General features: G+C 53.7%; 24 protein-coding genes and 1 tRNA gene. 9 read left to right on the forward strand and 16 right to left on the reverse strand.

What is annotated here, in order from left to right; translation table 11 throughout:
• Nucleotides 1-39: 39 nt before the first annotated feature.
• The 5 genes from ACO6TI_RS17050 to ACO6TI_RS17070 form a co-directional block, all read right to left on the reverse strand.
• A complete protein-coding gene (locus tag ACO6TI_RS17050; protein ID WP_196893029.1) occupies nt 40-1,017 on the reverse strand; it encodes a glycosyltransferase in 978 nt (325 codons plus the stop codon).
• Between the two features lie 5 nt (nt 1,018-1,022).
• Nucleotides 1,023-1,967 carry a GDP-mannose 4,6-dehydratase gene (locus tag ACO6TI_RS17055; protein ID WP_196893027.1) on the reverse strand — a complete coding sequence of 315 codons (945 nt, stop codon included), beginning with the start codon at nt 1,965-1,967 and terminating at the stop codon, nt 1,023-1,025.
• A 16-nt stretch (nt 1,968-1,983) separates the two neighbouring features.
• Entirely contained in the window at nt 1,984-3,618 is a 1,635-nt protein-coding gene (locus ACO6TI_RS17060; RefSeq protein ID WP_422382947.1) for an LIC_10190 family membrane protein, read from the reverse strand.
• 203 nt (nt 3,619-3,821) lie between these two features.
• Nucleotides 3,822-4,529 (reverse strand): class I SAM-dependent methyltransferase, encoded by a 708-nt coding sequence (locus ACO6TI_RS17065; protein ID WP_348317994.1) that lies wholly within the window; start codon nt 4,527-4,529, stop codon nt 3,822-3,824.
• Nucleotides 4,530-4,667: 138 nt separating this feature from the next.
• Entirely contained in the window at nt 4,668-5,105 is a 438-nt protein-coding gene (locus ACO6TI_RS17070; RefSeq protein WP_029062388.1) for an outer membrane protein assembly factor BamE, read from the reverse strand.
• A 114-nt stretch (nt 5,106-5,219) separates the two neighbouring features.
• Between ACO6TI_RS17070 and ACO6TI_RS17075 the strand changes: the two genes are divergently transcribed.
• From ACO6TI_RS17075 to ACO6TI_RS17100, 6 genes are all read left to right on the forward strand, one after another.
• Nucleotides 5,220-5,768, forward strand: coding sequence for a ubiquinol-cytochrome C chaperone family protein (locus tag ACO6TI_RS17075; RefSeq protein WP_055119068.1), 549 nt, complete (start codon nt 5,220-5,222; stop codon nt 5,766-5,768).
• Nucleotides 5,769-5,798: 30 nt separating this feature from the next.
• On the forward strand, nt 5,799-6,371 hold the full coding sequence (locus ACO6TI_RS17080) for a DUF177 domain-containing protein (protein ID WP_196899052.1): 573 nt from the start codon (nt 5,799-5,801) through the stop codon (nt 6,369-6,371).
• A 214-nt stretch (nt 6,372-6,585) separates the two neighbouring features.
• Nucleotides 6,586-7,650: a phosphate acyltransferase PlsX gene (gene plsX / locus ACO6TI_RS17085; protein WP_055118833.1), complete on the forward strand. Its 1,065-nt coding sequence runs from the start codon at nt 6,586-6,588 to the stop codon at nt 7,648-7,650.
• Entirely contained in the window at nt 7,647-8,624 is a 978-nt protein-coding gene (locus tag ACO6TI_RS17090) for a beta-ketoacyl-ACP synthase III (protein ID WP_055118831.1), read from the forward strand. Before plsX ends, ACO6TI_RS17090 begins: the two co-directional genes overlap by 4 nt.
• A gap of 143 nt (nt 8,625-8,767) precedes the next feature.
• Nucleotides 8,768-9,082, forward strand: coding sequence for an integration host factor subunit alpha (locus tag ACO6TI_RS17095; protein ID WP_023003819.1), 315 nt, complete (start codon nt 8,768-8,770; stop codon nt 9,080-9,082).
• Nucleotides 9,083-9,092: 10 nt separating this feature from the next.
• On the forward strand, nt 9,093-9,680 hold the full coding sequence (locus ACO6TI_RS17100) for a MerR family transcriptional regulator (RefSeq protein ID WP_196893019.1): 588 nt from the start codon (nt 9,093-9,095) through the stop codon (nt 9,678-9,680).
• A 13-nt stretch (nt 9,681-9,693) separates the two neighbouring features.
• Here ACO6TI_RS17100 and ACO6TI_RS17105 read toward each other — a convergent pair whose 3' ends face one another.
• The 4 genes from ACO6TI_RS17105 to ACO6TI_RS17120 all read right to left on the reverse strand — a co-directional run bounded on the left by ACO6TI_RS17105 (nt 9,694) and on the right by ACO6TI_RS17120 (nt 15,207).
• Nucleotides 9,694-11,079, reverse strand: a complete 1,386-nt coding sequence (locus ACO6TI_RS17105) for a hypothetical protein (RefSeq protein WP_422382948.1) — start codon at nt 11,077-11,079, stop codon at nt 9,694-9,696.
• A gap of 202 nt (nt 11,080-11,281) precedes the next feature.
• Complete coding sequence (locus tag ACO6TI_RS17110) at nt 11,282-12,580, reverse strand: hypothetical protein (RefSeq protein WP_422382949.1); 1,299 nt, start codon at nt 12,578-12,580, stop codon at nt 11,282-11,284.
• Nucleotides 12,581-12,724: 144 nt separating this feature from the next.
• Nucleotides 12,725-13,924, reverse strand: coding sequence for a glycerophosphodiester phosphodiesterase family protein (locus ACO6TI_RS17115; protein WP_422382950.1), 1,200 nt, complete (start codon nt 13,922-13,924; stop codon nt 12,725-12,727).
• Between the two features lie 47 nt (nt 13,925-13,971).
• Nucleotides 13,972-15,207 carry a cytochrome P450 gene (locus tag ACO6TI_RS17120; RefSeq protein WP_422382951.1) on the reverse strand — a complete coding sequence of 412 codons (1,236 nt, stop codon included), beginning with the start codon at nt 15,205-15,207 and terminating at the stop codon, nt 13,972-13,974.
• A gap of 271 nt (nt 15,208-15,478) precedes the next feature.
• Here ACO6TI_RS17120 and ACO6TI_RS17125 point away from each other — a divergent pair, with 271 nt between their 5' ends.
• Both ACO6TI_RS17125 and ACO6TI_RS17130 read left to right on the forward strand, forming a co-directional pair.
• Complete coding sequence (locus ACO6TI_RS17125) at nt 15,479-15,667, forward strand: hypothetical protein (RefSeq protein ID WP_196893008.1); 189 nt, start codon at nt 15,479-15,481, stop codon at nt 15,665-15,667.
• A gap of 526 nt (nt 15,668-16,193) precedes the next feature.
• Nucleotides 16,194-16,904, forward strand: a complete 711-nt coding sequence (locus tag ACO6TI_RS17130) for a hypothetical protein (RefSeq protein ID WP_144436153.1) — start codon at nt 16,194-16,196, stop codon at nt 16,902-16,904.
• Here the strand turns inward: ACO6TI_RS17130 and ACO6TI_RS17135 are convergent.
• Genes ACO6TI_RS17135 through ACO6TI_RS17145 form a run of 3 tightly spaced genes read right to left on the reverse strand, consistent with a single transcriptional unit; the run spans nt 16,825 to nt 17,773 of the window.
• Nucleotides 16,825-17,337, reverse strand: a complete 513-nt coding sequence (locus ACO6TI_RS17135; protein WP_104704611.1) for a hypothetical protein — start codon at nt 17,335-17,337, stop codon at nt 16,825-16,827. The genes ACO6TI_RS17130 and ACO6TI_RS17135 overlap by 80 nt on opposite strands.
• Before the next feature lie 9 nt (nt 17,338-17,346).
• Entirely contained in the window at nt 17,347-17,559 is a 213-nt protein-coding gene (locus tag ACO6TI_RS17140) for a hypothetical protein (RefSeq protein WP_144436152.1), read from the reverse strand.
• A 4-nt stretch (nt 17,560-17,563) separates the two neighbouring features.
• Nucleotides 17,564-17,773 carry a hypothetical protein gene (locus ACO6TI_RS17145; protein WP_196878731.1) on the reverse strand — a complete coding sequence of 70 codons (210 nt, stop codon included), beginning with the start codon at nt 17,771-17,773 and terminating at the stop codon, nt 17,564-17,566.
• Nucleotides 17,774-18,250: 477 nt separating this feature from the next.
• Here ACO6TI_RS17145 and ACO6TI_RS17150 point away from each other — a divergent pair, with 477 nt between their 5' ends.
• A complete protein-coding gene (locus ACO6TI_RS17150) occupies nt 18,251-18,862 on the forward strand; it encodes a PEP-CTERM sorting domain-containing protein (RefSeq protein ID WP_055118813.1) in 612 nt (203 codons plus the stop codon).
• A 799-nt stretch (nt 18,863-19,661) separates the two neighbouring features.
• Here the strand turns inward: ACO6TI_RS17150 and ACO6TI_RS17155 are convergent.
• From ACO6TI_RS17155 to ACO6TI_RS17170, 4 genes are all read right to left on the reverse strand, one after another.
• Nucleotides 19,662-21,515, reverse strand: coding sequence for an adenylate/guanylate cyclase domain-containing protein (locus tag ACO6TI_RS17155; RefSeq protein ID WP_422385316.1), 1,854 nt, complete (start codon nt 21,513-21,515; stop codon nt 19,662-19,664).
• A gap of 98 nt (nt 21,516-21,613) precedes the next feature.
• Entirely contained in the window at nt 21,614-22,054 is a 441-nt protein-coding gene (locus tag ACO6TI_RS17160; protein ID WP_196893002.1) for a hypothetical protein, read from the reverse strand.
• A 355-nt stretch (nt 22,055-22,409) separates the two neighbouring features.
• A complete protein-coding gene (locus ACO6TI_RS17165; protein WP_422382952.1) occupies nt 22,410-23,087 on the reverse strand; it encodes a hypothetical protein in 678 nt (225 codons plus the stop codon).
• A gap of 93 nt (nt 23,088-23,180) precedes the next feature.
• Nucleotides 23,181-23,257 (reverse strand) — tRNA-Pro (locus ACO6TI_RS17170).
• Nucleotide 23,258 lies beyond the last annotated feature (1 nt).

Here is a 23,258-nt window from a genome sequence, read left to right on the forward strand (position 1 = left end):
AGCCGACCCTGCGAGGATATCGTGAACGAGAGGCGTTGGTCAGGAGGCAGCTTCGAGCTTGGTGTCGGCCTTTGCGCTGAACAGCACCTTTTCGATGAAATCTCTGTAGTCGAGTTCGGATGTCACCGTACCACTTCGCACGACGCCAGTGAGCATGAGGGTCATCAACGAAAGAACGCCGGTCTGCATGAACATCAACACCAGGATACCCAGCGCGACGGAAAACCAGCCCGGTGTCGAATAACCGATAGTCTTGAGCATGACGGCAGTCATGCCGCCAAGCACGGACAGGATGGCGACGATCGCGGAAGCGATGCCGACACGCACCAGCACGTCTTCCGCAAAGACCATCATCCCCTTGAACCCGTGCAGGGCCAGGCCGACGAAATTCATTTTCGATTGACCCGCGTATCTGGGGCCACGATCGAGCGGACAGGTGTCAATGCGCAATTTCGAGGCAAGAACCGCGGATGCAACATGGATCGACAGTTCAGGCATGGCCGACAGTCGTCTGACGCCGGCGGATTTCATCGCCATGAAGTTGCCAAAACTGATGGTTCTGCCCGTCACGACGCGGAACAGGCGTTTGTAGATCGCATAAAACGTCTTGAAGCGAAGTGTTTCTACCCGGCTCTTTCGGCGGGCAACAACTACATCGACCTGTTCGGGTTGAAGACTTTTGAGCAATTGCGGAATTGAGGCAGGAAGGTCCTCGCCATCGGAGTCCATTACGACAATGGACTGACCGGCGTGAACATGCGTCGAAACATAACCGAGGCCAATTGCAATTGCCTTCTGGTGCCCGACATTTCTCCTGAGTTTGAGAACGGCGCCTCTTGCTCCAGCCTCGTCAAGGCCGGATGTATCGAGCGGTTGCCTGACCGAACCGTCGTCGACCGCGACAATATAGACGCTATCTCCAAGTTCGGCCTGCAACTCCTTGAACAGCCGGCTGCTTGCCTCGAAGTCTTCATAAACCGGAGTAACGATGACGATGCGTGTGTCGGAAGGGATCATTGGGCTTACAAATCCCTGAAATAGGCGATTGTATTCTTCAGTCCCTCTTTGAGCGGGATTTGCGGGGTCCAGTCAAGCTGTTCTTTTGCGATCGAGATATCCGGTTGCCTTTGTTTCGGGTCATCGTGCGGGAGTGGGCGGAAAACCAGTCTGGACGCACCCCCGACAAGCTCAATCACGGTCTCCGCGAGTTCGCGAATGGTGAATTCGGATGGGTTTCCAAGATTGACGGGGCCCGTCAGGTCCCTTGGTGACGACATCAGGCTGACAAAACCGTCAATCAGGTCGTCGACGTAACAGAAACTGCGGGTCTGCAGACCATCACCATAAATGGTGATGTCGTTTCCCTGGAGCGCCTGTACGATAAAATTGCTGACAACCCTGCCATCGTTCGGATGCATGCGCGGGCCATATGTGTTGAAGATCCGGGCCACCTTGATCTCAAGCCCATGTTGACGGTGATAGTCGAAGAAGAGTGTTTCCGCGCAGCGTTTGCCCTCGTCATAACAGGAGCGAACGCCAATCGGGTTGACACGGCCCCAGTAGTCTTCGGTCTGGGGATGCACTTCCGGGTCACCGTAGACTTCACTTGTCGACGCCTGAAAAATACGCGCCTTGGTCCGTTTTGCGAGCCCCAGCATGTTGATGGCGCCGTGAACGCTGGTTTTTGTCGTCTGCACGGGATCTCGCTGATAGTGAATTGGAGAGGCCGGACAGGCGAGATTGTAGATCTCGTCGACTTCGAGATAGACAGGAAACGTCACATCATGTCTTTGAAACTCGAAATTCGGGTTCGAGAGCAGATGTACGATGTTGTCTTTCGTGCTGCTGTAGAGGTTGTCGATGCACAGGACGTCGGAACCCTCGCGAAGAAGACGTTCGCATAAATGAGAACCCAGAAACCCCGAGCCGCCGGTAACGAGCACTCTCTTGCGGTTGGCAATCTTCATTCTTTTCGTCCTTGCTTCAGTCCGGCAGACCGGTTTGGCCATCCTGAGTATCCTGCTGTTCAAAGAACAGATAGCCTGACCGTGTTTTGGGGGCAGGTGGATCGGATAGAATGCAGTTTGGCGCCGCCCAGCACAGATCGTCGGGGGTCTTGCCGTGTACCCCAAAAACCGGGTGTTCAACAAGTTCATCCTGCGGCACGGTCAGGATGTGAAATCTTGACAGGCCCTTGATCGAAAAGCCGCCCTGATTGTTCGCCATGAGGATGATCAGCAACACGCCTATTGCCTTGGTGGGAAATCCGTTTTTGATCACAGGAGCGCCAAACAGCGTCAGGGCTATCGTTGGAGCCACGATCATCAGGACACCAATGCCAAATCTTTCGGTCGGAGCTTTCAGGAACCAGAGTGCCAGCGCGGCAAAGACAATGCCGGCAAGGACGATGGCCTGAAAAGCGGCAAGTCTTTCGGTTTCAAAGAAACGTCGAAGCACCGCTGCCACGACAAGTGTGATGACGACCGCAACGCCGAAGAAAATCAAGAATTCCAAGTTGGCTGCCAGCCAGTAGTCGGAGAGCCATGACCAGCTGTCGAGCGAGGAAAAACCGGTATGGGGGTGTCTTGCCCAGGCGGTCACGGCGTTGCTGTATTCAAGTGCCTGGGCCTTGCTGTCCCACGGCAGGTCCAGACAACTCCATGACGCGGGAAACAGGAGGCAGCCCGTCGTGAACACACCGCGAAGCAGCCATAGCAAAGTGAAGACAGCGGGAAAGGCGACCACGCCCAGGACCTGTTTGAACGAAAGCAGTCTGCGATGGAGCAGAACGAGGAAGACAAAAAATGCCCATATGGCTGCAAGTATACTGCTGACCTTGAGCGCGACCGCCATGGCAGACAGGATAAAGAATGCGAGCAGCAGCGAGTTTCGGCTCTCTTTATGCTGTTCGTCCAGAACAAGAACGTAAAGTCCAACTGCAATCGACAGTGCGAATGCCACGCCTGCAGCGCTGTCTGCGTAACCGTATTTCCAAATGAAGTAGTTGTCATAAATTATCATGCCGATAGCAAGATAAAACGCGAACATCTTGAGGATGTTGTTTCTTGAGTTTATCGCGTAAAAAACAAAGCAAAGGAGTGAGACAAAGAAAAGTGCAGACATGTAGGAGAGGAATTTGAACGTCTCTCCGATCCAGAGGAGAGCGTTGGTGTACTCAAGGAAAGAGCTGAAACCATATCTTGCGTGAAGATGGGCAAAACCGAAAATGATTTCGTGATCTCGGATCCACCTTTGGTGCGCCAAATGATAAAGGCCGGCATCCGGGCCAGCCTGCATGTCTGCCGCCAAAGGAGTGCACAGAGCCGCCAAGACACAAATCAACCCAAGTGATTTGGCAACGTCCCTGTTGATCAGGCAGCAGCCATAGACAAAAAACGCCGTGATCACTCCGAACGAATAGGCGTTCGCAACGCCGCTGAAAAAATTGATCACCAGCGCGACAAACCCGATCGCAAACGCTCCAAGCAGCGGAAACAAGAAGCCTGGTATTGGCGCAGGAGCGACCGCCGAGACTTTTCGAACGCATTCCCAAAAACCGATACCGATTATTGAAATGGTTGCCGCGAAAAGCGGAAACAAAATGATATCGAGAAGCATTTGAGACGCTGTTTTGTTGAATTGTGCTGACTAGTTACAGTCGTCACACTGATCTGACAACTTATATTGAACGCCCGTATATCGTTTTACACGTGAGTTGCGCTTGAAAAACAATGCGCTGACAATTTCCGGAAGACTTGCATCTGATCGATCTGCAGGCCGTCGGTTGCTGGTGTTTCACACAGGATCGTCTCTATTGGGCTTCAGGACTTTTTCGCGCGAACAAAAATGTTTTTGCCAAAAAAGTGTTTGATGCCCAATGAGTCAATTCCCTTGCTCACGGGGAAAATGTACTTGTCGTAAGTTTCAAGTCTCCCCGGAGAAGCCAGGCCCTTGTCGGACGAGTATCCGAAAAAACGAAAAATCAAACTGATGAAAAAACCAAGACAATCCGCGTAGGAAACCTCCTCCACTTCAAAGCCGGCATTTGTCAGCTTGGTGACAAGCGCCTTTTTGTCATACCGCCTGTAGTGCCCGACGCTTGCATCGAGTTTGGAAAACAAGATTTGGAACGCGGGAAGATAGAGGACAATCCGCCCGTCCTTTTCGAGGCTGTTGAAGATGAGTTTCAGTATTTCCTGATCGTTTTCAATATGTTCAAGAACGTTTGAGCTGAATACAAAATCGAACTTTCCAGCATCGGCAATATTGTCGAATGTTCGGTATCCTTTTGACTGCAAGACTTGTCTGCATGTGGGGTCAACTTCAACACAAGTCGGTTTGATGCCGGTTTTGGCGACAATCAAGTCGGACAAGGTGCCGATGCCGGCGCCAAAATCGACCGGCCTTGTTCCGGGTTTCAGGCTACGGGTTATCGTTTCGGCGATGAAGCTGTTGTAGCGCGGCATGGATCTGTCGATTGCCACTAACTCTTCTATGCCGGAGTAGACGGTTTTCTCTTTGGTTTGCAATACAACGATCCGACTGAAAGGCGACGATGTAGTCGAGTTTCTCAATTGCACCAGAATTGCTTTGGTGCAATTGGCGATTTTATGGGTGCGTCTGCGGTGGAATGAACGCGCAATACTGATTCTCTACTGGAGAACGTATCAGAGTCCAAGGCCAGGATTGGTCGCTCCGCGCAAAATCTGTGTCAGGAAGCCGTAATCCGCACCGCCCGTCCGGGTTTTCCGGGTCACGATATCGACGATTTTTCCGTCTTCAAGCGTATAGTTGCCGATGTCCTGAACGAAACCGTCATCATCGAAATAGATGGCCACAACCCTTTGCTCGACGATATCCGGCGCAAGGAAAGCGGTCGTCGCGGTTTTTTGCGAAATGTAATAATAGGCATCACCGCTCAGGCTGGATGTCGTCGAAGGTGAACCAAGCACGAGTTCCACCTGTTCACGGCTGGATCCGACCTGTACCTGGTTCAGCATGGATGTCGTGACAACATGACCGTGTGTATAGGTCGATGTAAAACAGCCGCCGAGCGGTAGCGTGGCCAGAAGCGGAAGGATCAGGGCGCTCGCCTTGAAGTTCATCTAAGAAGTCCCGTTTGGCCAGAACGATCTGGCTGCTTTTGAATTTCGTTGCTTGGCAAAGTCACTATCGTGGGATAGGGCACAAGGCAACACCTGAGTTAAATGGAGACGGTCATGGTATTAGGCCTATTCCGCCGCCGGTCTCGTGAAGCCGGACACAAGGTTTATTGTGAAATCGTGGCTCAAGCACGGCAACCGGCATTTTATACAGACTTTCTGGTACCCGATACGATCGATGGCAGGTTCGATCTTATCGTAGTGCACGCGGTGCTCTATTTCCGGCGCATGCGCAGCGAAGGCCCTAAGATCGCGGAGTTCACGCAGGAAGTGTTCGATCTGTTTTTTCAGGACATGGACGCGTCTCTTCGGGAGATGGGGGTCAGTGACACCCGTGTTCCCAAAAAGGTGAAGGTGATGGGTGAGGCTTTTTACGGTCGGGCGGATGCCTACATTCCCGCGATAGAAAACGCCGACGTGAATGAGTTGGCTGCAGCGCTCGGGCGCAATCTCTACCCGGACAATCCGGAACCGGTCGCCCAGAAGCGTCTCGCCCTTTACACGCTCGCAGCGGCAAAGAAGTTGGCAGATCAGCCTGCCGGGGAACTTACCGTCGGCAAACTGGGTTGGCCCGCACCCGAAGACTTTTCAAACATTCAAGTCTGAGGCCAGGAAAGATCAAAAGAAAGAAGAACCATGGCGACAGAAACTTTTCCCTATTCCTATGCCGTCAACGCCAACCGCGTTGTCGACAAGGACGAAGCACTTGTGATCGAGCCCGATGCCGAAAGCCTGCGTGCGATTGCCAGCGCATATGACATCCTGGATATCAGGGGATTGAAGGCTGAATTCACGCTGAAGCCTTATCGCAAGGAAGGCATGCGTGTTGTCGGATCGATCGATGCCGAACTATCGCAAACTTGCTGTGTTTCGCTTGAAGCATTCGACAGCAGCCTGTCTATCAAGGTCGATCGGACGTTTGAACCGGTTTCGAGCAAACCTCGCAGGATCAGGGACCTGAACGACGAGGGAGAAATCGAAATCGACCTGGAATCGCTTGATCCACCTGACGTGATCATTGATGGTGTGCTGGACCTTGGTGCACTCATCTGCGAAGAACTCGCGCTTTCTCTGGACACTTTTCCTCGCAAACCCGGTGTTGAATTCGAACGCGGCGACGAATTGGAAGAGACTGCACAGGAAGAAACGGAAAAAAAACCGTCACCGTTCGCGGCCCTGGAGACTTTAAAAAGTCACAAGGAAGACTGACATTATGGCTCTGAGGATAAGAGGCGGGTCGATGAAAACTGTTTTCGGTACGGGTTTTCAACGCCAGTTCTGTAAGAGTTCATGAAAACGGTTGTCACTCCGACCAAAACCGTTATGTTCGCGCCCGATCCGGGCACCTGTTGATAGGGCGTCATTCTGTTGGGTGCGCCTACCGGTACCGTCCTAGTTTGCGAAACGTTAAAAGACCTTCTGAATGGCGAAAACAATTCCGATTTCCTTGGATGCCATGGGCGGCGATAACGGGGCCGATGTTGTCATTCCCGGGGCAGAGATTGCGCTTGTCCGCCATCCGGAGATTCGTTTCCTTCTGTACGGCAATGAAAACGTCATTCGCCCCCTGCTGGAACAGTATCCGCGGGTGAAGGATGCCTCCGTGCTGCACCATTGTGATGTTTCGATCGCGATGGACACCAAGCCCAGCCAGGCACTTCGCCAGGGACGTTGGCGCTCCAGCATGTGGCGGTCCATTGAGGCGGTAAAGTCAGGCGACGCGTTGGTTGCTGTCTCGGCCGGCAACACTGGCGCCCTGATGGCGATGTCGAAATTCTGCCTACGGACAATGGCAAATATCGAACGGCCCGCGATCGCCGCGATCTGGCCGACGACGCGCGGAGAATCGGTTGTGCTCGATGTCGGGGCCACGATCGGTGCGGATGCGCAGCAGCTCATAGACTTTGCGATCCTCGGCGGCGCGATGGCACGCGCGCTTTTTGGTGTGCAGCGCCCGAGTGTTGGACTGCTCAATATCGGTGTCGAAGAGGTCAAGGGACTGGAGGAAGTCCGCACCGCCGGACGGCTTCTCAGAGAAACACCTCTGCGTTCACTCGACTACGCAGGATTTGTTGAAGGCGATGACCTGGGCAAGGGAACTGTCGATGTCGTCGTGACGGAAGGGTTTGCGGGCAATATTGCCCTGAAAACGGCTGAGGGAACCGCCAAGCAAATTGGCAGTTACTTGCGTTCGGCCATGAATCGGACCTTTATGTCCAGAATCGGCTACCTGTTCGCCAAGGGAGCCTTTGATCTGCTGCGTGAAAAAATGGACCCGCGTAAGGTCAACGGCGGTGTGTTCCTGGGGCTGAACGGCATTGTGATCAAGAGTCATGGCGGAACGGATGCTGAAGGCTATGCCTCTGCTATTGATCTGGCATATGACATGGTGAAGAACGAACTGACCCACAAGATCGCTCAGGATCTTGTGCATTACCATCGCGGCCGCTTCGCAGAAGATGCGCCGACAACGGAAGGTGATTTGTGAGCGTAATCCGTTCTACCGTGACCGGTTGCGGCAGCTTTCTGCCGGAGAAAATTCTGACCAACGGCGATCTTGCAAAGATGGTCGATACGTCGGACGAATGGATCGTTCAGCGCACCGGTATCGAACAGCGTCATATTGCCGGTGAAGGCCAGTTCACATCTGATCTTGCGCTTGAGGCCGCTCGTAGAGCGCTGGAAAGCGCGGGTCGGGAAGCTTCCGACATAGATACGATCATTCTGGCCACGGCGACGCCGGACAATACCTTTCCGGCGACGTCGGTTACGGTTCAGGCGAAACTGGGGATCACACACGGATTTGCATTCGACGTGCAGGCCGTCTGCTCCGGATTTGTCTATGCCATGACAACGGCGGATGCCTATATCCGATCCGGTCTGTCCAAGCGTTGCCTGGTGATCGGCGCGGAAACCTTCTCACGCATACTGGACTGGGAGGATCGGACAACCTGCGTGCTCTTCGGGGACGGGGCAGGAGCTGTTGTTCTGGAACGGACCGAATGCGCAGGCACCAATGATGACCGCGGGATTCTGACCTCGCACCTGCGGTCCGACGGCAGGCACAAGGAAAAGCTCTATGTCGACGGTGGTCCGTCGACAACCCAGACGGTCGGTCACCTGCGCATGGAAGGCCGCGAGGTGTTCAAGCATGCAGTGGGCATGATTACGGATGTGATCGAAGATGCCTACGAAGCCACCGGATTGACATCGGATGATCTGGATTGGTTCATTCCACATCAGGCGAACAAGCGTATTATCGATGCCAGCGCCAGAAAACTCGGCATTGCTCCGGAAAAAGTTGTCACGACTGTACAGTCGCATGGAAACACCTCGGCAGCTTCGATCCCTCTCGCTCTTGATTCGGCTGTAAGAGACGGACGTGTCAAAAAGAACGATCTCTTGATGCTGGAGGCAATGGGCGGCGGATTTACCTGGGGATCGGTCCTGCTGCGCTGGTAAGAGAGCAATCTGCAATAATTGACAAATCTCGTCTTGATCTCGAGTTCCGGTTGACCGACCAGCCGTGAGGCAATACCGTAGGGCCTTGCGTTGAAGTTTTCTTGCAAAATCAGCCAGATCACTGGCGTCGTTGGGGAGGGGTTATGGGCAATCGGACTATTACCCGTGCGGATCTGTGTGAAGCCGTTTATCAAAAAGTAGGCCTGTCACGGACCGAGTCATCTGAATTGGTCGAACGTGTACTTTCTGAAATTTCAGACTGTCTTGTCACCGGAGAATCGGTAAAATTATCAAGCTTCGGTTCATTTGTGGTCCGCTCGAAGGGAGAGCGAATAGGCCGCAACCCGAAGACCGGCGAGGAAGTACCGATTTCGCCGCGCCGCGTGATGGTGTTCAAACCATCGAACGTATTGAAGCAGCGGATCAATGATGCGCTGACAGGACAGGCGAGCAAATAACTAAGACCGGATGAACTCACACGACAAAAGCCCGGACGCCTTTCGAACGATCAGCGAAGTCGCAGACGATCTGGACTTGCCGCAACACGTGCTGCGTTTCTGGGAAACACGGTTTTCCCAGATAAAACCGCTCAAGCGGGGTGGCGGACGGCGGTACTACCGGCCCGATGACGTTGAGTTGCTCAAGGGGATCCGGCACCTGCTGTATGGCGAAGGCTATACCATCAAGGGGGTGCAGCGGATCCTGAAGGAGCAGGGACAACGATTTGTCATGCAGATCTGGCGCGCGGACGCATCGCCTCTGCAAGTGGTGACGAAACCGCAAATCGAAGAGAGTCCGCGGGTCGTTGATGCCCATGAGTCAATGGGTGTTGAGGCGGAGGCTTTGCCCAACGGTGTTCTGCCCGAGACTGGACATGAGGCTGTTCCCCAGTCTTCAGCGGGTGGATTGAACATTCTCAACAGGCTGCGTGGTGAGAAGCCGACACCGAGTGCGAGTGCCGAGCAGTCTTCGGTCACACGGGAAGACATACGCCGTTTGCAGGCGACCTTGTTCGAATTGCTTGAGTGCAAACGTACACTCGATCAGGCGCGCTGACACAGTCGCCCGTTCAACCCGATTTCTTGCTGAAAATCTTGCCGATAAAACCGCGCTTCTTGTGCGAAACGTCCCTGTCGGGCTGCGGAACCTGGGCTTCCTTCGCAAAATCTCTCAGCTCTGCCATGGACATTCGTTGAGCGGCAGGCCTGGCTTTGCGCACAGGCCGCTGCTCTTCCACCGGTAAGCCCTGTGTTGGTTCCGTTACAGCCGCCGGTTCAGGTGTTTCTTCGTCCTGAACAGTGGCAACAGGGGCTTCAGGTTCTGGCGAAGTTGCAGGAATTGACACGCCTGGCGAGGAAACAACCCTCGTCTCATTAGCGGGCTCCCGGGCAATTTCGGGTTCTTCCGCATTAATTTCCGCGAGCCTCTCCAGAATAGCCGCGTCGACAGGATCATTGGGGTTCAGTTCAGGATCTTCTTCATTGCTGCGCGGCGCACCGGTCAGTTCCCGGTCGAAGTCTTGCGGATGATCGGTCTCGTGAGCAATTTCTCGGGAGATTCCAAATTCGGGATTATGGACCACTTTCAATTCGATCTTGTCCGGTCCGTGCCCATCGGACTGGTGTGCCAAGATCGCTACCTTTTCGCTGTCGTCCTTGCCGAAAACATCGCCATTGTCGGCGGTTTTTTCGTTCTTGAGCGAATAGGCGACAAAATCATAGACTTTTTCGACCAGATACTCTGCCGGGAGCGAGGCCGGTTTAAATTCGACACTTCTGCCGATAAGCCATTGCGCGCCGGACGCGATGACACCGACGAGCTTTTGGTCGGTCGCCGAATCCTCTTTTGTGTAGACGTGACAGTGCAGGTAAAGCAAAAGCGGATTTCTTGACGCGGCCAGCTGTTTGAACTTACCGGGATCCAGAAGAAATGTACTGGGACCCCAAAATATGGCATCGGGCTCCGACTTTTTCGAAAGAAGCAAAGCAAGTGACTTGGCTAGCTCCATCGCGCGCAAAGCTTCCCCGCTATCGCTGAACGTCGCCAGATCCAGATCCGTCAGGTTGGAAACACTCGCCTCTGTCCTTTCGGTGGACGGAGTATCCTTTTGCACCGACACGTGCGTACAGGCCGTGACAGCCTCGTCAACCGAGGGGATTCCGTTCAGGGAGTTCTCGAACGAAAATGTATCGAGGGCGACCTGGAGGTAGTCATCTTCGGAAAACGGAATCGATTGCGTCACAGACACCAGAAGGTCACCGATCCGCACGGAAAGGTCGTGTTCCGTGGTCGTTTCCAACCGTTCACCATCCATTGCAAGTCCGATGGACTTCGCGGCGTCGATGATGGCCTCAAAGACCGAATTGCCGTCCAGAGGTTGAAACGACCGGTACAAGAGTTGACTGTCTACGCTCGCTAGAGGGTGTATCTTCAATTTATTGACCACAAATCTCATTTCAATCTTCAGCGAACGTAAACGATACGGATGAAGAAGTGATTAGCAATGCTAAGCGAGCTGATCTCGGCGCTCGGGCAAGATCACAAGTCAACAATGTTGCCGGCGCGCTAAACGTACTTTGAAAAAACCTGAAGTAAGAACAAATATTTAAGTCAATTTCGTCTTCAAGCAAAGCGTCGCGTATCTGGATGTAGATACCTTACTCGCCGGATTTTTTTCCAAAAATCTTCCCGAATAAGCCTTTTCTCCCTTTGCGTTCCGCTGTTTCTTCCCGTGAGACCTGATGCTGGCGCGCAAGGCTTCGCAGTTCCTCCATGGACGCACGCCTTGGAGCAGGGTCCGTGCTGTGGCGTGGGGGCGTTATCGGTTGCATCTCGTCGACAGGCGAGGCTGAAGGTGTCTCGACGGGCTCTTTGGGTGGGGCGGTGTCTGACGCGGTCTTCCGATTTTCTGGCGGTGGAGTTGCCTTCTTGAGTTCTGCAAGGCGTTCCAGAATTGCCGCATCAACCGGGTCGTCAGGGTCAAGGTCACTAACATCGACATCGGTAACCGTCGAGGAGAGACGTTCACCGTCTTCATTATAGGCATGATAGATCGTAGGACGCTCTTCTCCGACGATCCCGAGTTCTGCTGACGATTGAACTGCCAGGACTATCTTGTCAGGCTCGCCTTCGCTCGTCTCCTGGTAATCAAGTCTGATTTTTTCCTTTTCGCTTTTTCCGAAAACGTCTCCGTCAGGCAGAACACTGCCGCGTTGGAGACAGAAGGAGGCGAACACCATGAGGTTCTGAACCATGAACTGGACAGGCAACCTGCTTGGTTCGAAGCCTACCTTGAAACCAAGAATATACTCGGATCCGGCAGCCGAGACGCCAATCAACCGTTTTTCCGATACTTCCTGAATCGGAGAATAAATGTGCGGCCTGATGTAGAGCATCGTCGGCTCATCCGAAATTGCCAGTTCGGAAAATGTCTGCGGCGGCAGAAAATGCTGGTTCGGAGCCCAGAAAACGGCAAGCGCAGGTGTCTTGCGCAGCAGGTTTACCGAGATAACCTTGGCAAGGTTCATTGCCGTTACGGTTTCCTTTGCGTTGGCAAAGGACTGGATTTCAGGTCCATGCAGCCGTGCCATTCCTTCCGGAAACTCAACATCCGCCAGCATTCCCTTGCGGACCGAAATGCTCGTTACTGCCCGGCAGTTATCTGTGAGCTCGAGACCTTGCCTGATGGCATCTTGCGCAATCTGGAACCGGGCAGCCTCTTTGAGATGTGCTTTCTCCTCTAGGGGAAGGCTTTGCGTAACCAGAACCTTGAGGTTGCCGCACATCATCTGGATGTCGTGATCCGCACTCATCGAGATGAGCTGACTTCCGTCAGGATGCAGACCGAGCATTTCAGCCGACTGGCGGACAAGCTCTTCGAGTTCTGAACCCTGCAGTGGCTCGTGATCCCTGTAAAGCAACTGACAATCGACGCTGTGAAGTGGAAAGGTTTTCAATTTGCTAGATCACGTTTGACGTAGACACTTTCCTGAACGTAGTCGGAGTTGGTGAAGGAATGATTATCAACTCCAGCGTGCGGGTACATTCATGCCCGGCTTCCAGGGCAGAACCGAGTGTTCGAAGGCTCTTAAGGAATAACCTCAGGGCAAACCCATGCAGGAGGCATAAAAGCTTGTCGTTGCGGGCCAGTCGGAGAAGATCCCCTTTACACCGACGTCTTTTGCAAGGACATCGACCACCTCGAGCATTCTTCCGTCTCCGTCGATCACGTCACCTATGGTCTGATAGTACCAGCCACCACCGGCATCAAGAGGCCCGGAGCGTTCAAGCGTCCAGGTAATCAGGTCTAGTCCGGCAGCCTTTGCAGCTTTTGCATAAGGAGAGGGCACGATCTTTCCGTCTTCCAGCGCAAGCAGAACAAAGAGCGGCGGCGCGAGATAATTCACGCCCATTTCCTTCAATTCCGCCATCGATGGTGAAAATGTCGATGGGTCCATGGGATTGAGATCACGCCGGCCGTCCAGATAGATAGCCTGCTTGCCGAATTCCGGTTCATTTTCAATCCAGTAGCGAACATCCTGAAGGTTGAAGGATTGCGGAAAGACGTCTTCTGCCGGTATGCCCGCTGCCTTGTAGTCTTCGATCAGCTTCTGGGCATAGTCGGATTGGGTGAATCCTTCATAGGGCATTGCAACCTTCGGTGCTTTCAGTTCCGGTGTGAACTTGACGCCGAGGTCCTTGAAGAGGGCAATTGACTCCGCGTGTGTCAGCAAGGTGCCGGTCAGGCCGTAAAGCTCGGTCCGCCAGGGAGCCGTTCCATTCAGATAATCCTCGACGCTCTGCGCGGTCTTGTCGGCGCTGTCCATCTTGCCGCGCAGGGACTTGAATTCGTCGAGCGTCAGATCGGACGTGCGGCATTCTGCCGATGCCGGGCTGCCCCCGCTGGCCGGAGTGAAAGCCGCCGTGCAGTTTGCAGCCAGGTCCGTTGCAAGAACATTTGTTGTCGTGTGAAGGTCGTTCTGGGAGTGGCGGCAAACCAGTTCCTTGTCTTTGGTGAAGGTTACATCGCATTCTAATATGCCGGCACCCATCAACGCACCTGCACGATAGCCTTCCTCGGTATGTTCGGGAAACTGGAGCGGTGCGCCTCGATGGCTGATGGAAAACAATGTGCGCTTTGTCGGTTGGCCGATGCAGCTTTTCAGTTTGTCCTTCAGATCGCTGTCTGCCATCTGGCTGACCAGCCAGGCGGGACGCGGCCCCAGCTCGATTGCGTCTGCATGAAGTGCCGTTGGAAAAGCGATCAGGAAAGTACCGAAAACAATTGTCAGATGCCGCATTGGAGATCCGTATGATTTGTGGGATAGCGTTAGGTAGATAGGGCAGATCAGGCTGCTTGCCAGGAGATCCGAAGTTTTTCGGGGCCTCTCACAGACAGCCCGTGCTTGTATTTGACAGGTTCTTCGCACAGCTCGATCATCTTGAACCGCTTCAACAGGGTCGAGAAAATGATATCCATGTCAAGCCGGGCCAGATGATTGCCCAGGCAGAAATGCGCGCCGCGCCCAAAAGCTATGTGCCAGTTGGGGGAACGCCCGACGTCGAACAGATCAGCGTCCGGAAACTGTTTGGGGTCCCTGTTAGCTGAACCATAAAGAACACCGAACTTCGTACCCCGTGGAAACAACTGGCCGGAGATCTCAACGTCTTCCGTGCAGTAGCGGTGGAAGAAGGGCAGGGGAGATTCATAGCGGAACATCTCCTGGACGGCAGTCTTCATGAGACCGGGATCCTCCCGCAGCCTTTGCATTTGAGTGGGGAACTTCAAAAGTGCATGCATGCCGCTCCCCAGAACGTCGATCGTTGACCCGTGGCCCGCCATCAGTATCAGCATCGCCGTTGAGAAGAATTCGTCGTGGTTCATGTGGCCCTGACGTTCCGCCTCGATCATCGTGGAGAGGAGGTCGTCACGCGGTTCCGTTTCCCGCTTTGCCTTTAGTTGAAGAAGATAGTGATAGAATTCTGTTGTGTTTCGTTCGGCAAGTTCCTTGCGCTCGTCGGAGCGGTCGATGTCGAAGAACTGGACGATGTTTTCTGACCAGATACGCAATTGCGGACAGTCCTCGTCGGGTACACCCAGAATGCGGCCGATAATGTGCCCGGGGACATGGGCGGCCAGATCCTCCACGAAATCGATGACCGGCCTGTCAGACAGGCCTTCTACAAGGTTTTCGACATAAGCCTGGATTTCACTGCGTAGCTTGTTGACCATCACGGGTGTGAACAGCTTGAAAACCTGCTTGCGCAGTCTGTCGTGGATTTCCCCGTCGCTGTCGAGCAGGGAAAACTGTACGAAGCGGGCATGATGCGGCATGTCGTGCCAATTGCCTGCCCGTTTCTGGATATCGATTTCTTCCGCGCTCGCAATTTGCTCCATGGAACGGACCATCTTGTCGTGCATGACGATTTGCGAAACGTCTTCGAACCGGGCTGCCAGCCAGACATCGAAATTTTCAAAATATGTCAGTCCCGGTTGCGCCCGCAATGCCGCGTAGAAGGGGTGCGGGTCTTGCGCGAATGAATCCGACAGGGGATTGAACGAAGGGGCTGTGGACTGGCTCATGAAGGGCTCGTTGCGGGACGTTGGTTCGTCTGGAATTGTGATTCCTGTCAGCGTCGAAGATTTACCGCGTCAAGCGCAAGGGGGACGGTGCGACAAATGGTCGGTTTCCTGCTTTTTTCAGCAATTTTCGAATTTTGGCGATGTTGAGTTGGGGATAGCGAGGAAAGGAGAAGAATGACGATACCCAAAGGAAACGGAAATCTCCGACGATGTCTTTAGGCGGCGCCGAGCGCTCCGCCGTGACGGAACGAACGGAGTCTACGAGGCGGGAATGCGGATACCAGAGGCTTACAGGAAGGAATACGAGATCTTTCTTCAGCAAACCGGGTTCGAAAATCCTGACCCGCAAAAACTGCTTATGGAACTTGCGTCCCTTAGCATGGAAGTCTACTTCAGGGAGATTGCCTGGCTGTCCGAGTTCATTGGAAAAGTGAAACACACAAGCGTTCGCGCCGCATAACGTTCTTCGTTTTGGCTGTCACAATTGTTGCGGCTTCTGACACCTGACGGTTTGAAGCGAAGGCCTGAACCGGCTTGCTTTCGCCAGTAATTTCCCAGCAACGTTAAAAAGAACGAACGATGCGAACCAGTTACACTGATTGGTCGGTTAACCGTTCCGCTCAAATACATCCAAAAATACAATCAAATATAGTATATTACAGGTTGAGAAGGTTGTGTAAGGCACATTTTTCAATCTGCGTACTCACCGGCGGCCATTTGTTCAAACTTTAATTAAAATTTTACTGGAATTGGTGGGGTTCTGTTATCCAGTTAAGCTCCAATTTATGGTAAATTGTACGATTTTTTCTAGGCAAAATAACTGATAGCGAATAATAGTGATCGCGTGGTGCCTGGAATAGCCAAATCGCCGGATTGATAGGTTTCAGGAGTTAGGGTTTCGCCGGTGACCGGTAGGAAGATCATCCAGTTCATTTCTCACTGACCGCATCTATTCGGACTTTCGACGTGGCGTAATGGGGGGTTCCTTGGGACCTGAAGACGTTTCTATTTTGTTCAATGCGTATTCCGCCTGTCGAACCAGGCTCTATGCGCTTGGGTGTTCTGTCCGTGTGCTGCGCGACTTCCGTGAAGTGGTTCCGACGCTGGAAGCCTGCGGCAAGGATGTAACCCCGTTTTTTCAGACAAGGTTTTTTGATTTCAACGGCCACAACGGTTTCTGCCACGTCGCGTTTGCGGGCGAGGAACCTGTTTCCTTCTATTGCAGTCAGCTCTTTGACACAGGTGGTATGAACTACCTTGAATACCACCGCCTGCAACTGTCCAGGATCTACGGGGACGCGTATAAGGTCGACCATTCCTGGGTCTGCCCGCCGATGGAAGAGATCCAGGGCAAGGTCATATACTCAGGCGACGCGCTGAATGTATCGGGCTTCGGGTCGGCGAAAGTGTCGCTTGAACGGCTTGCACTCATTGCCAGGATGAACCTTTACCTCGGTCTGGCAACCTGGAAGGATGCCGCGGTTTGCGTGGGACTGGCGCGGGCCGACAGGATTCGAAAATCGCTTGGAGATGTTTACGGCGCGTTTCACCGTTATCCTTATGCAACAAGATGGGTGAACCCGCCGGCCGACCGGAAGCAGGATGACATGTTCCTTTTCAATTGGCCGTCAGATGTGCTCTATCTAGCAAAAATAGATGCTCATGGAACTGGGCTGACGTTGGAAGAGTTAGATTGACCAGTACCGGTTGAGGCGTACCCAGCCAGAGCCGCTCAATCAGGCGGTAGTAGCTGACCGGGATATTCGTGAGTGCTCCTGGCGGTGTGACTTCCATTTCGACCAGTTCAAAGACACGGTCACCCTGGGCAGCCCTGGCGAAACCACCGGCGACTGCCTGATCGAACTGAGGGTCCTGATTTCGGATGGCGGAAGCGAAGTCGCTGCCGAACTGACCCTCCATCACTTCCTTGATATAGCTGTTTTTGCCGACGTAACCGATTTGCGGGATATGGTCGCCACTTGCCTTGATCGACGTAAAGACAACGCGATTGAATTGCGGCATGTCCGGACGGAACGCGCCGTCTGTCTGCCGCAGATATGCATCAAGTTCCTGTATGTGCTGACCAGCCAGTCCTGTCATGTTGGCTGGGTCAACGCGCTTGATGTGCATCTTCCTTCCTCATCCTTCTTCGGCCTGCCGCAGGAGTTCCACTATCCTGTGGCAGTTCAGAATAATCTCGCTACGTTCTTCGGGAGTAAACTCCCGCCAATCCGATTTCCCATCATATCCTTCTATGATCGATCGTATAAATCCCCTGATAACATATCCACCTTCGAACATGTCCGCATAGGCTTCCGCCTCATTGTCCAGGAACGTTTGCAGATCGGTCAAACCTTCACGCCCCCCGGAGTGTTCGAAAGGCGCGCAAAACAACGAGCGTGTATACTTCCATCGAAAGCGACTCGTTTCTGCTTTTCAACAGCGTATCGAGCTGCTTGCGCAGGTCGATCAGCAGATCGTCGTCGCTGAAATATGCCTGCACCGTGTTCGCTATGCGCGCATATTTCCCGATCAGTTCATCACGCAGGTCTTCTATCGGTGACATATGTTTCCCGGTCCAGTTACAGTCTCGCCGCGCCGATTGCACGTAGCTTATGGTCGCGGCAATTAATGCATCAGGAAAACTAACAATTGTTTTCAAGGCGGTCACTGCAAATGCCCGTGCGGGAAGCTGCCTGTTGAAACACCGTTTCCATATTGTGGTGCAAGCTTGAAAAATTTCAAGTCACAGCTTGGAGTAGCTGCATGTCCTGGCGAAGATGATGGAATTTGAACGGCGGTGACGACACCCGGACACGAACACTGCCTGGGTTCCAACTGGCGGACGATGTGGGCCTCAGCCCTGGTTGTCCGTCGTCGTTCCTGACAATCGGCAAGGTCTTCCTGTATTAACCAGAACATTGGAAAGGCTGTCAGCCACGGTTAAGAATGCATGAACGCTATTGACACAATTGCAACGAACACGCTACCAGCAATGCGGACAACTGCTTCAATTAAGTTACGATAAAGATTGAGAAATTTGATGTTTGGATATGCACGCTCCACCCTGACGGCCACATTGTTCCTTGTGAGCACGTTGGCTGTATCAGCTGCGCCCGTCACTCCTGATTGGGAAACAGTTGGCACAGGTGGCTTCGCTGATGGCTATGCCACGACGATCACCTACGACAAGAATGCGGCGCGCGGTACTTCAAACAATCGCGGCAATGCCTTGAACGCGCTCGGCGCTGCCGACGATAGTTTTTTCGAAATCGGTTTCGGTAGCTACATCGATCTTACTTTCGGCGCGGTGTTCGACACGAGCGTCAAATTGTTCGAAGTCACTTTCGGAACTGTTTCGAGCTGGCCGGAATCGGTGGAAGTATTCGTAGGTGATGGCATTGATTTCACTTCTATCGGTAGCATTTCTAACGCGGCTGCTCAGGGCGGCGGCATGGTTCCGATCGGACTTGCAGGGACATTCAATACCGTCCGTATTCTGGATACGTCTCCGACGCGGGGCAGGTCGACCGGCGGGTTTGACCTCGACGCCGTTCGTGTGACACCGGTGCCTGTTCCTGCGGCGCTCCCGCTGTTGGGCGCGGGTCTCGCGGTCCTCGGCTTCTTTGGATGGCGCCGACGCGAAGAAGCCTGACGCAACACTCTGAACCTGGTTTTGAGCCCGTCCGCTGCCAACGTTGCGGGCGGGTTTTCGTTTGTGTTGGATTTGCCGTTTATGGAGATGCTGCAGACCGTTTTCACCGATTGGCGGATCTGAGCGGCGAAAGTTGATTTTTTCTCAAGGTTGCATGAGGTGCTATATTTCGCGCGATAGTCCGAAACCCATGCAAAGGGGCCAATTAATTGCGTCGAAATCGACCTGAAAGACACTTGTGCACAGATACTTGCATCGTGAAGCTCAAGTGAAGCGCCGTCTCGTGTCTACTGAAAACACTCGGGTTTGACTGGAAAAAAGAACCCTGGCACGAGCGGTTGGATGTGGTTTGTTCGCATACTTTTTCCTTCCGTACCGGAATGCTCATCGCCGTCATTTACAGCTGTGTTCCCCTACGTTATGGAGGCGCATGGTTGCGTAGCCTTTGCAACCTGACTGGCCTCGCAAATCTATTGAAACCGGATTTGCGAGGCTTTCTTTTTTTGCCTTTCCGGGCACTTGGCTGGGCTCGAAAACATGGTCTTTGCCTTCAAATCCTGAAATTGTTGAAAAGCTGCGCTCTGTGCATTGTCTTTCTTCTCGGAAGGAAACACATGAACCGGTACATCGCACATTACCTGCTTGTTAAAGACGGGTTGGCGCATAACCACCCCCAGCTTCCTTGGCTTCGGCGGAAGCTGTATCGTTCATCTCGGGACGCGAACAAAAATCTGAAGAAAAGCAAAAAGATTTTCTGTCTGAAGGCATTGTTTTCGGAGTGACGGTCCGGCTGCTGACTTCATGATCTGAGTTCGAAGACGCTCACAGCTTTGTCGTAACCCTTGATCTTCGCTTCACCGACCGACCTGATGGAAAAGGCTCCTTCAACGAGTCTGGCGAGATCCGGGCTGATCAGGATGCTGGTTTTGGTTTGCCGGTTGTGTGCCTCAAGCCTGGAAGCAAGGTTGACCGTGTCGCCAAGCGCTGTGTAGTTCAATCGGTCCGAGCTGCCGACATTGCCAACAATGGCATCTCCTGTGTGCAAACCAATTCGGGTTCGCACCTGCGGCAGTCCTTCGCCGGACCATGAGTCTGTTTCGGCCTTGCAGGCCTCGATAACGGCAAGAGCCGCCCGGCACGCCTTTGCCGGGTGGTCTTCGACGCTGTTCGGCGCGTTCCAGAACGCCATGACGGCATCGCCTATATACTTGTCGATGGTTGCGTCATGCGCCAGGAGGGTCTGCGTGACAATTTCAAAGTATCGGGACATGCGGTTCATGACTTCCTCTGGCTGAAGCCGGGAAGACATGGCGGTGAAGTTCTCCAGATCCATGAACAGAACCGTGATGTCACGCCTTTCGCCGCCTGGCTCCGGCGTTTCCTGGCGCTCGATCATCTGATGCACCAGGGCGTTCGGCACATATCTGCCGAAAGTCTGAAGCGACGTGCGCATCTGATCCAGCGCGGTTTCCAGCTTGAAGATTTCGTCAATGATCGAGGATCGCGGAAAAGGCTGATCGAGATCGAAGTTCCGGATCCGCTGCGTGCCCGCAGCAAGAACCTTGAGCGGACGTGACAGCGACCGGGAGACGAGCCAGACCAGCGGGATGCTGCAAAGCGCAATGAAGACGGACACTGCGATTGTACGCTGAGACGCGCGGGTGATGTCGCCGACAACTTCCCGGAGGGGAAGGGCGATCGCCAGATTTTCCTGCGTACCGGCACCGAGTTCGATGGCAGACAGGTGTGTGATCCAGGGATGACCGTTCACATCGATCGTCCTGACCTTGTCGTGGTCGGGGTTGAGAGCCTGCTTGCGAAGCGCTGACAGGGCCGCCTTTCGGTCATCTCCCGACATGCTGCCGTCGCCGATTGACGAGTTTGCCAGAAGTGTGCCGTCCTCGTTGATGATCGCAAGCACTCCTGCCTCCGCCTGGGGTTCGGAATCGAGAAACAGGTCGATGTCGGCAAGCGTGATGTCGACACCCACGACACCATTTGCGTGCCGCTTGCTCACCGTGAAACCGGGCTCCTTGGAGCCTGCGAAAATATAAACGTCGGTGCGCGCCACGTGCGGGCTTTCGAGCGCCAGTTGGTACCAGGGCCGTTCCCTTGGATCATATGAAATTTCGTAACTGGAATTTGACGACAGCGTGTCGCCGTATTCGTCCAGAAATCGCTCGATGCGGATGGGTCTCTTTCTGTTACCGCGCAGTATTATCTGTTCAAGAACGGACGTTTCCTGCGGTGCGCCTTTTTCTTTCAGCTGGTCTTCGGACCGCGTGCGGGCCGCGCCGATCAGGTAGTTGCTGCCGTCATCGTAACCGATATAGATATTCGCAATCTGCGGCATGGCGGACAGGAACGAGATCAGACGCTTGCGGGCGGGGTGGCCGCTGGCTATTGGAACGGCAGTCACGTCCAGCCAGTCTCCGGAGTATTGTGCGATGGCGTCGATCGGTGCGATCAGCGACCCGGTACGCAGGCGGACGACCTCGGCGGACCGTTCCATAAGCTCGCGCCCAGCCGTCAGGGCTGCGGTCCGGTTGGCAAAATGGGTATAGGATATGATTGTCGCAGCAAGGGCCAGGGCCACGCTCAACGTCACGGTGAACAGGCTGATTGTGATCGGAAATCTGGATTTTACTTTCATCGCCACCAAACATCGCCCCGCGGCGCGCGCTAAATTATTGTGCGCAAAGAAGAACCTATTGGCATGAGTGGTTTTTGGCAACCGCGGAAACGGCGGGCTCAGGTTTCGGAGCGATCTACCAAAAGACGTTTTGAAAAGCCGACGGAGCGACCGACCCCCTTGGGGTCGCCGAAGAATGGCATCCGCCAGACAGGTTGTTCGCTCACGGTAAGCTCATGGGCTGCATGGTTGAAAAACCGAAATCTGATCGTTGCGGATCCGGTCTTCAGAAGGGCGAACATACCTGTCTGATAGATGCCGCCCAGCCGTATTTGATCCAGAATCTTGCCGTCTGCGCCAAGAAGACAGAAATGCAGCGCTTCTTCATAAGGAATGTCTTCCGTTGTACTGACCAGAACCTCGCTTCCAAATGACCAGGCTCCCTCGAGAACAATGCCTGGGATCGTCCAGGACGTTCCGCAACGGCTTATTGCCGAGCACGGTTGGTCGCCGGGCAGGGGTGAGAGAGTAAGATCGCTGATCGAAACGAGTGTCTTCAAGATCTCGCGGCTTTATTCAGATCGCGGTCGAAGTACCGCAACAACACCTTACATCCTTCCAACAATGCGCTGCACGAAATAGTCGTTGCCTGCGATGCGGTGTGCGTCATTGTCATCGATGACTGAGAAAACCTTGGCAACCCAAAATATTGCGGTTGGCAGGGCAGGCGTTGGCGTTTAGCCGATATTTGTTGTTGGTGTCGAAACTGGATTTTCTCCCGTAAAACGCTGTAATCACGGGTTCCACATGCGCGGCATAAATGAAAAATTGCTTTTGACGAGCAGACTGGTGCTGTCAAAACCCGCTCTTCGTGAAAAAACGACGAGTGGGTTCCAAGGTCTTCATCTAGGCGCGTTAATTCCCGGATACCCGTTGTCGGCGCCATCCAACAAGGCCGAATAGCCCGACACCTGCGGCCAGCAGCGGCAGTCCGGCAGGGAGCGGGACGGGAGCGACGCGTTCAAGCGAAGTTATATGGGCATTAATACCATCCCACGCAGTGAAGTCGCCCGGTGTGCGGAACCCTGTAAAGTAGAACAGTGCGAGGTTTCTCTTGTCGTCGAAATCCGAAAAAGAAAAGTCCGAAGGGATAGACTGGGACGTGAGCATGTCCGGATTTGTCTGGTTCTGAAAAAGGACTGACAGGCTTGATGAGCCATATCCCAGTCCCGTGGCGGAATCATCGTTTCCGCCACCCGACAGATCAAGCCTGTCATAGACCGTTGGAGAATCGTTAGTTACGGAAATTTGGTCTATTTTTCTTGAAATTGTAATACCCGACACGGTCGCCGAAAGAGAAGCGTTCGGAGAGCTATAGGTGCTCGAGTCTCCGAAAGTGCTTGAGGGTGTGTCCGATGGATCGACCGAAAATATCCCCGTCAGGATATCACCGGCGCTCAAGGCTCCCAATAGGCCTATGTCATTCGTGACTTTGGTCACGCTGGCGGTGAATTGAAAAGTGACCGGCGCCGCCTGTGCTCCAAAAGCCATGATGGAAAGTGCAGCACCAATAACTAGTCCCTGTAAACGCATTTGCATTGCCCCTGTTCTTCAATCAGGGATTGATATTTTTAACATGCCAAACGTGTCAAGGAGAAACTTGCAGGATCAAGACTGCAGAATTCGTGGTCGGGCAGGCCGGATTTGAACCGACGACCCCTTCACCCCCAGTGAAGTGCGCTACCAGGCTGCGCTACTGCCCGA

Origin of the sequence: Roseibium album, assembly GCF_965233825.1 — a bacterium.
Lineage (GTDB): Bacteria > Pseudomonadota > Alphaproteobacteria > Rhizobiales > Stappiaceae > Roseibium > Roseibium album.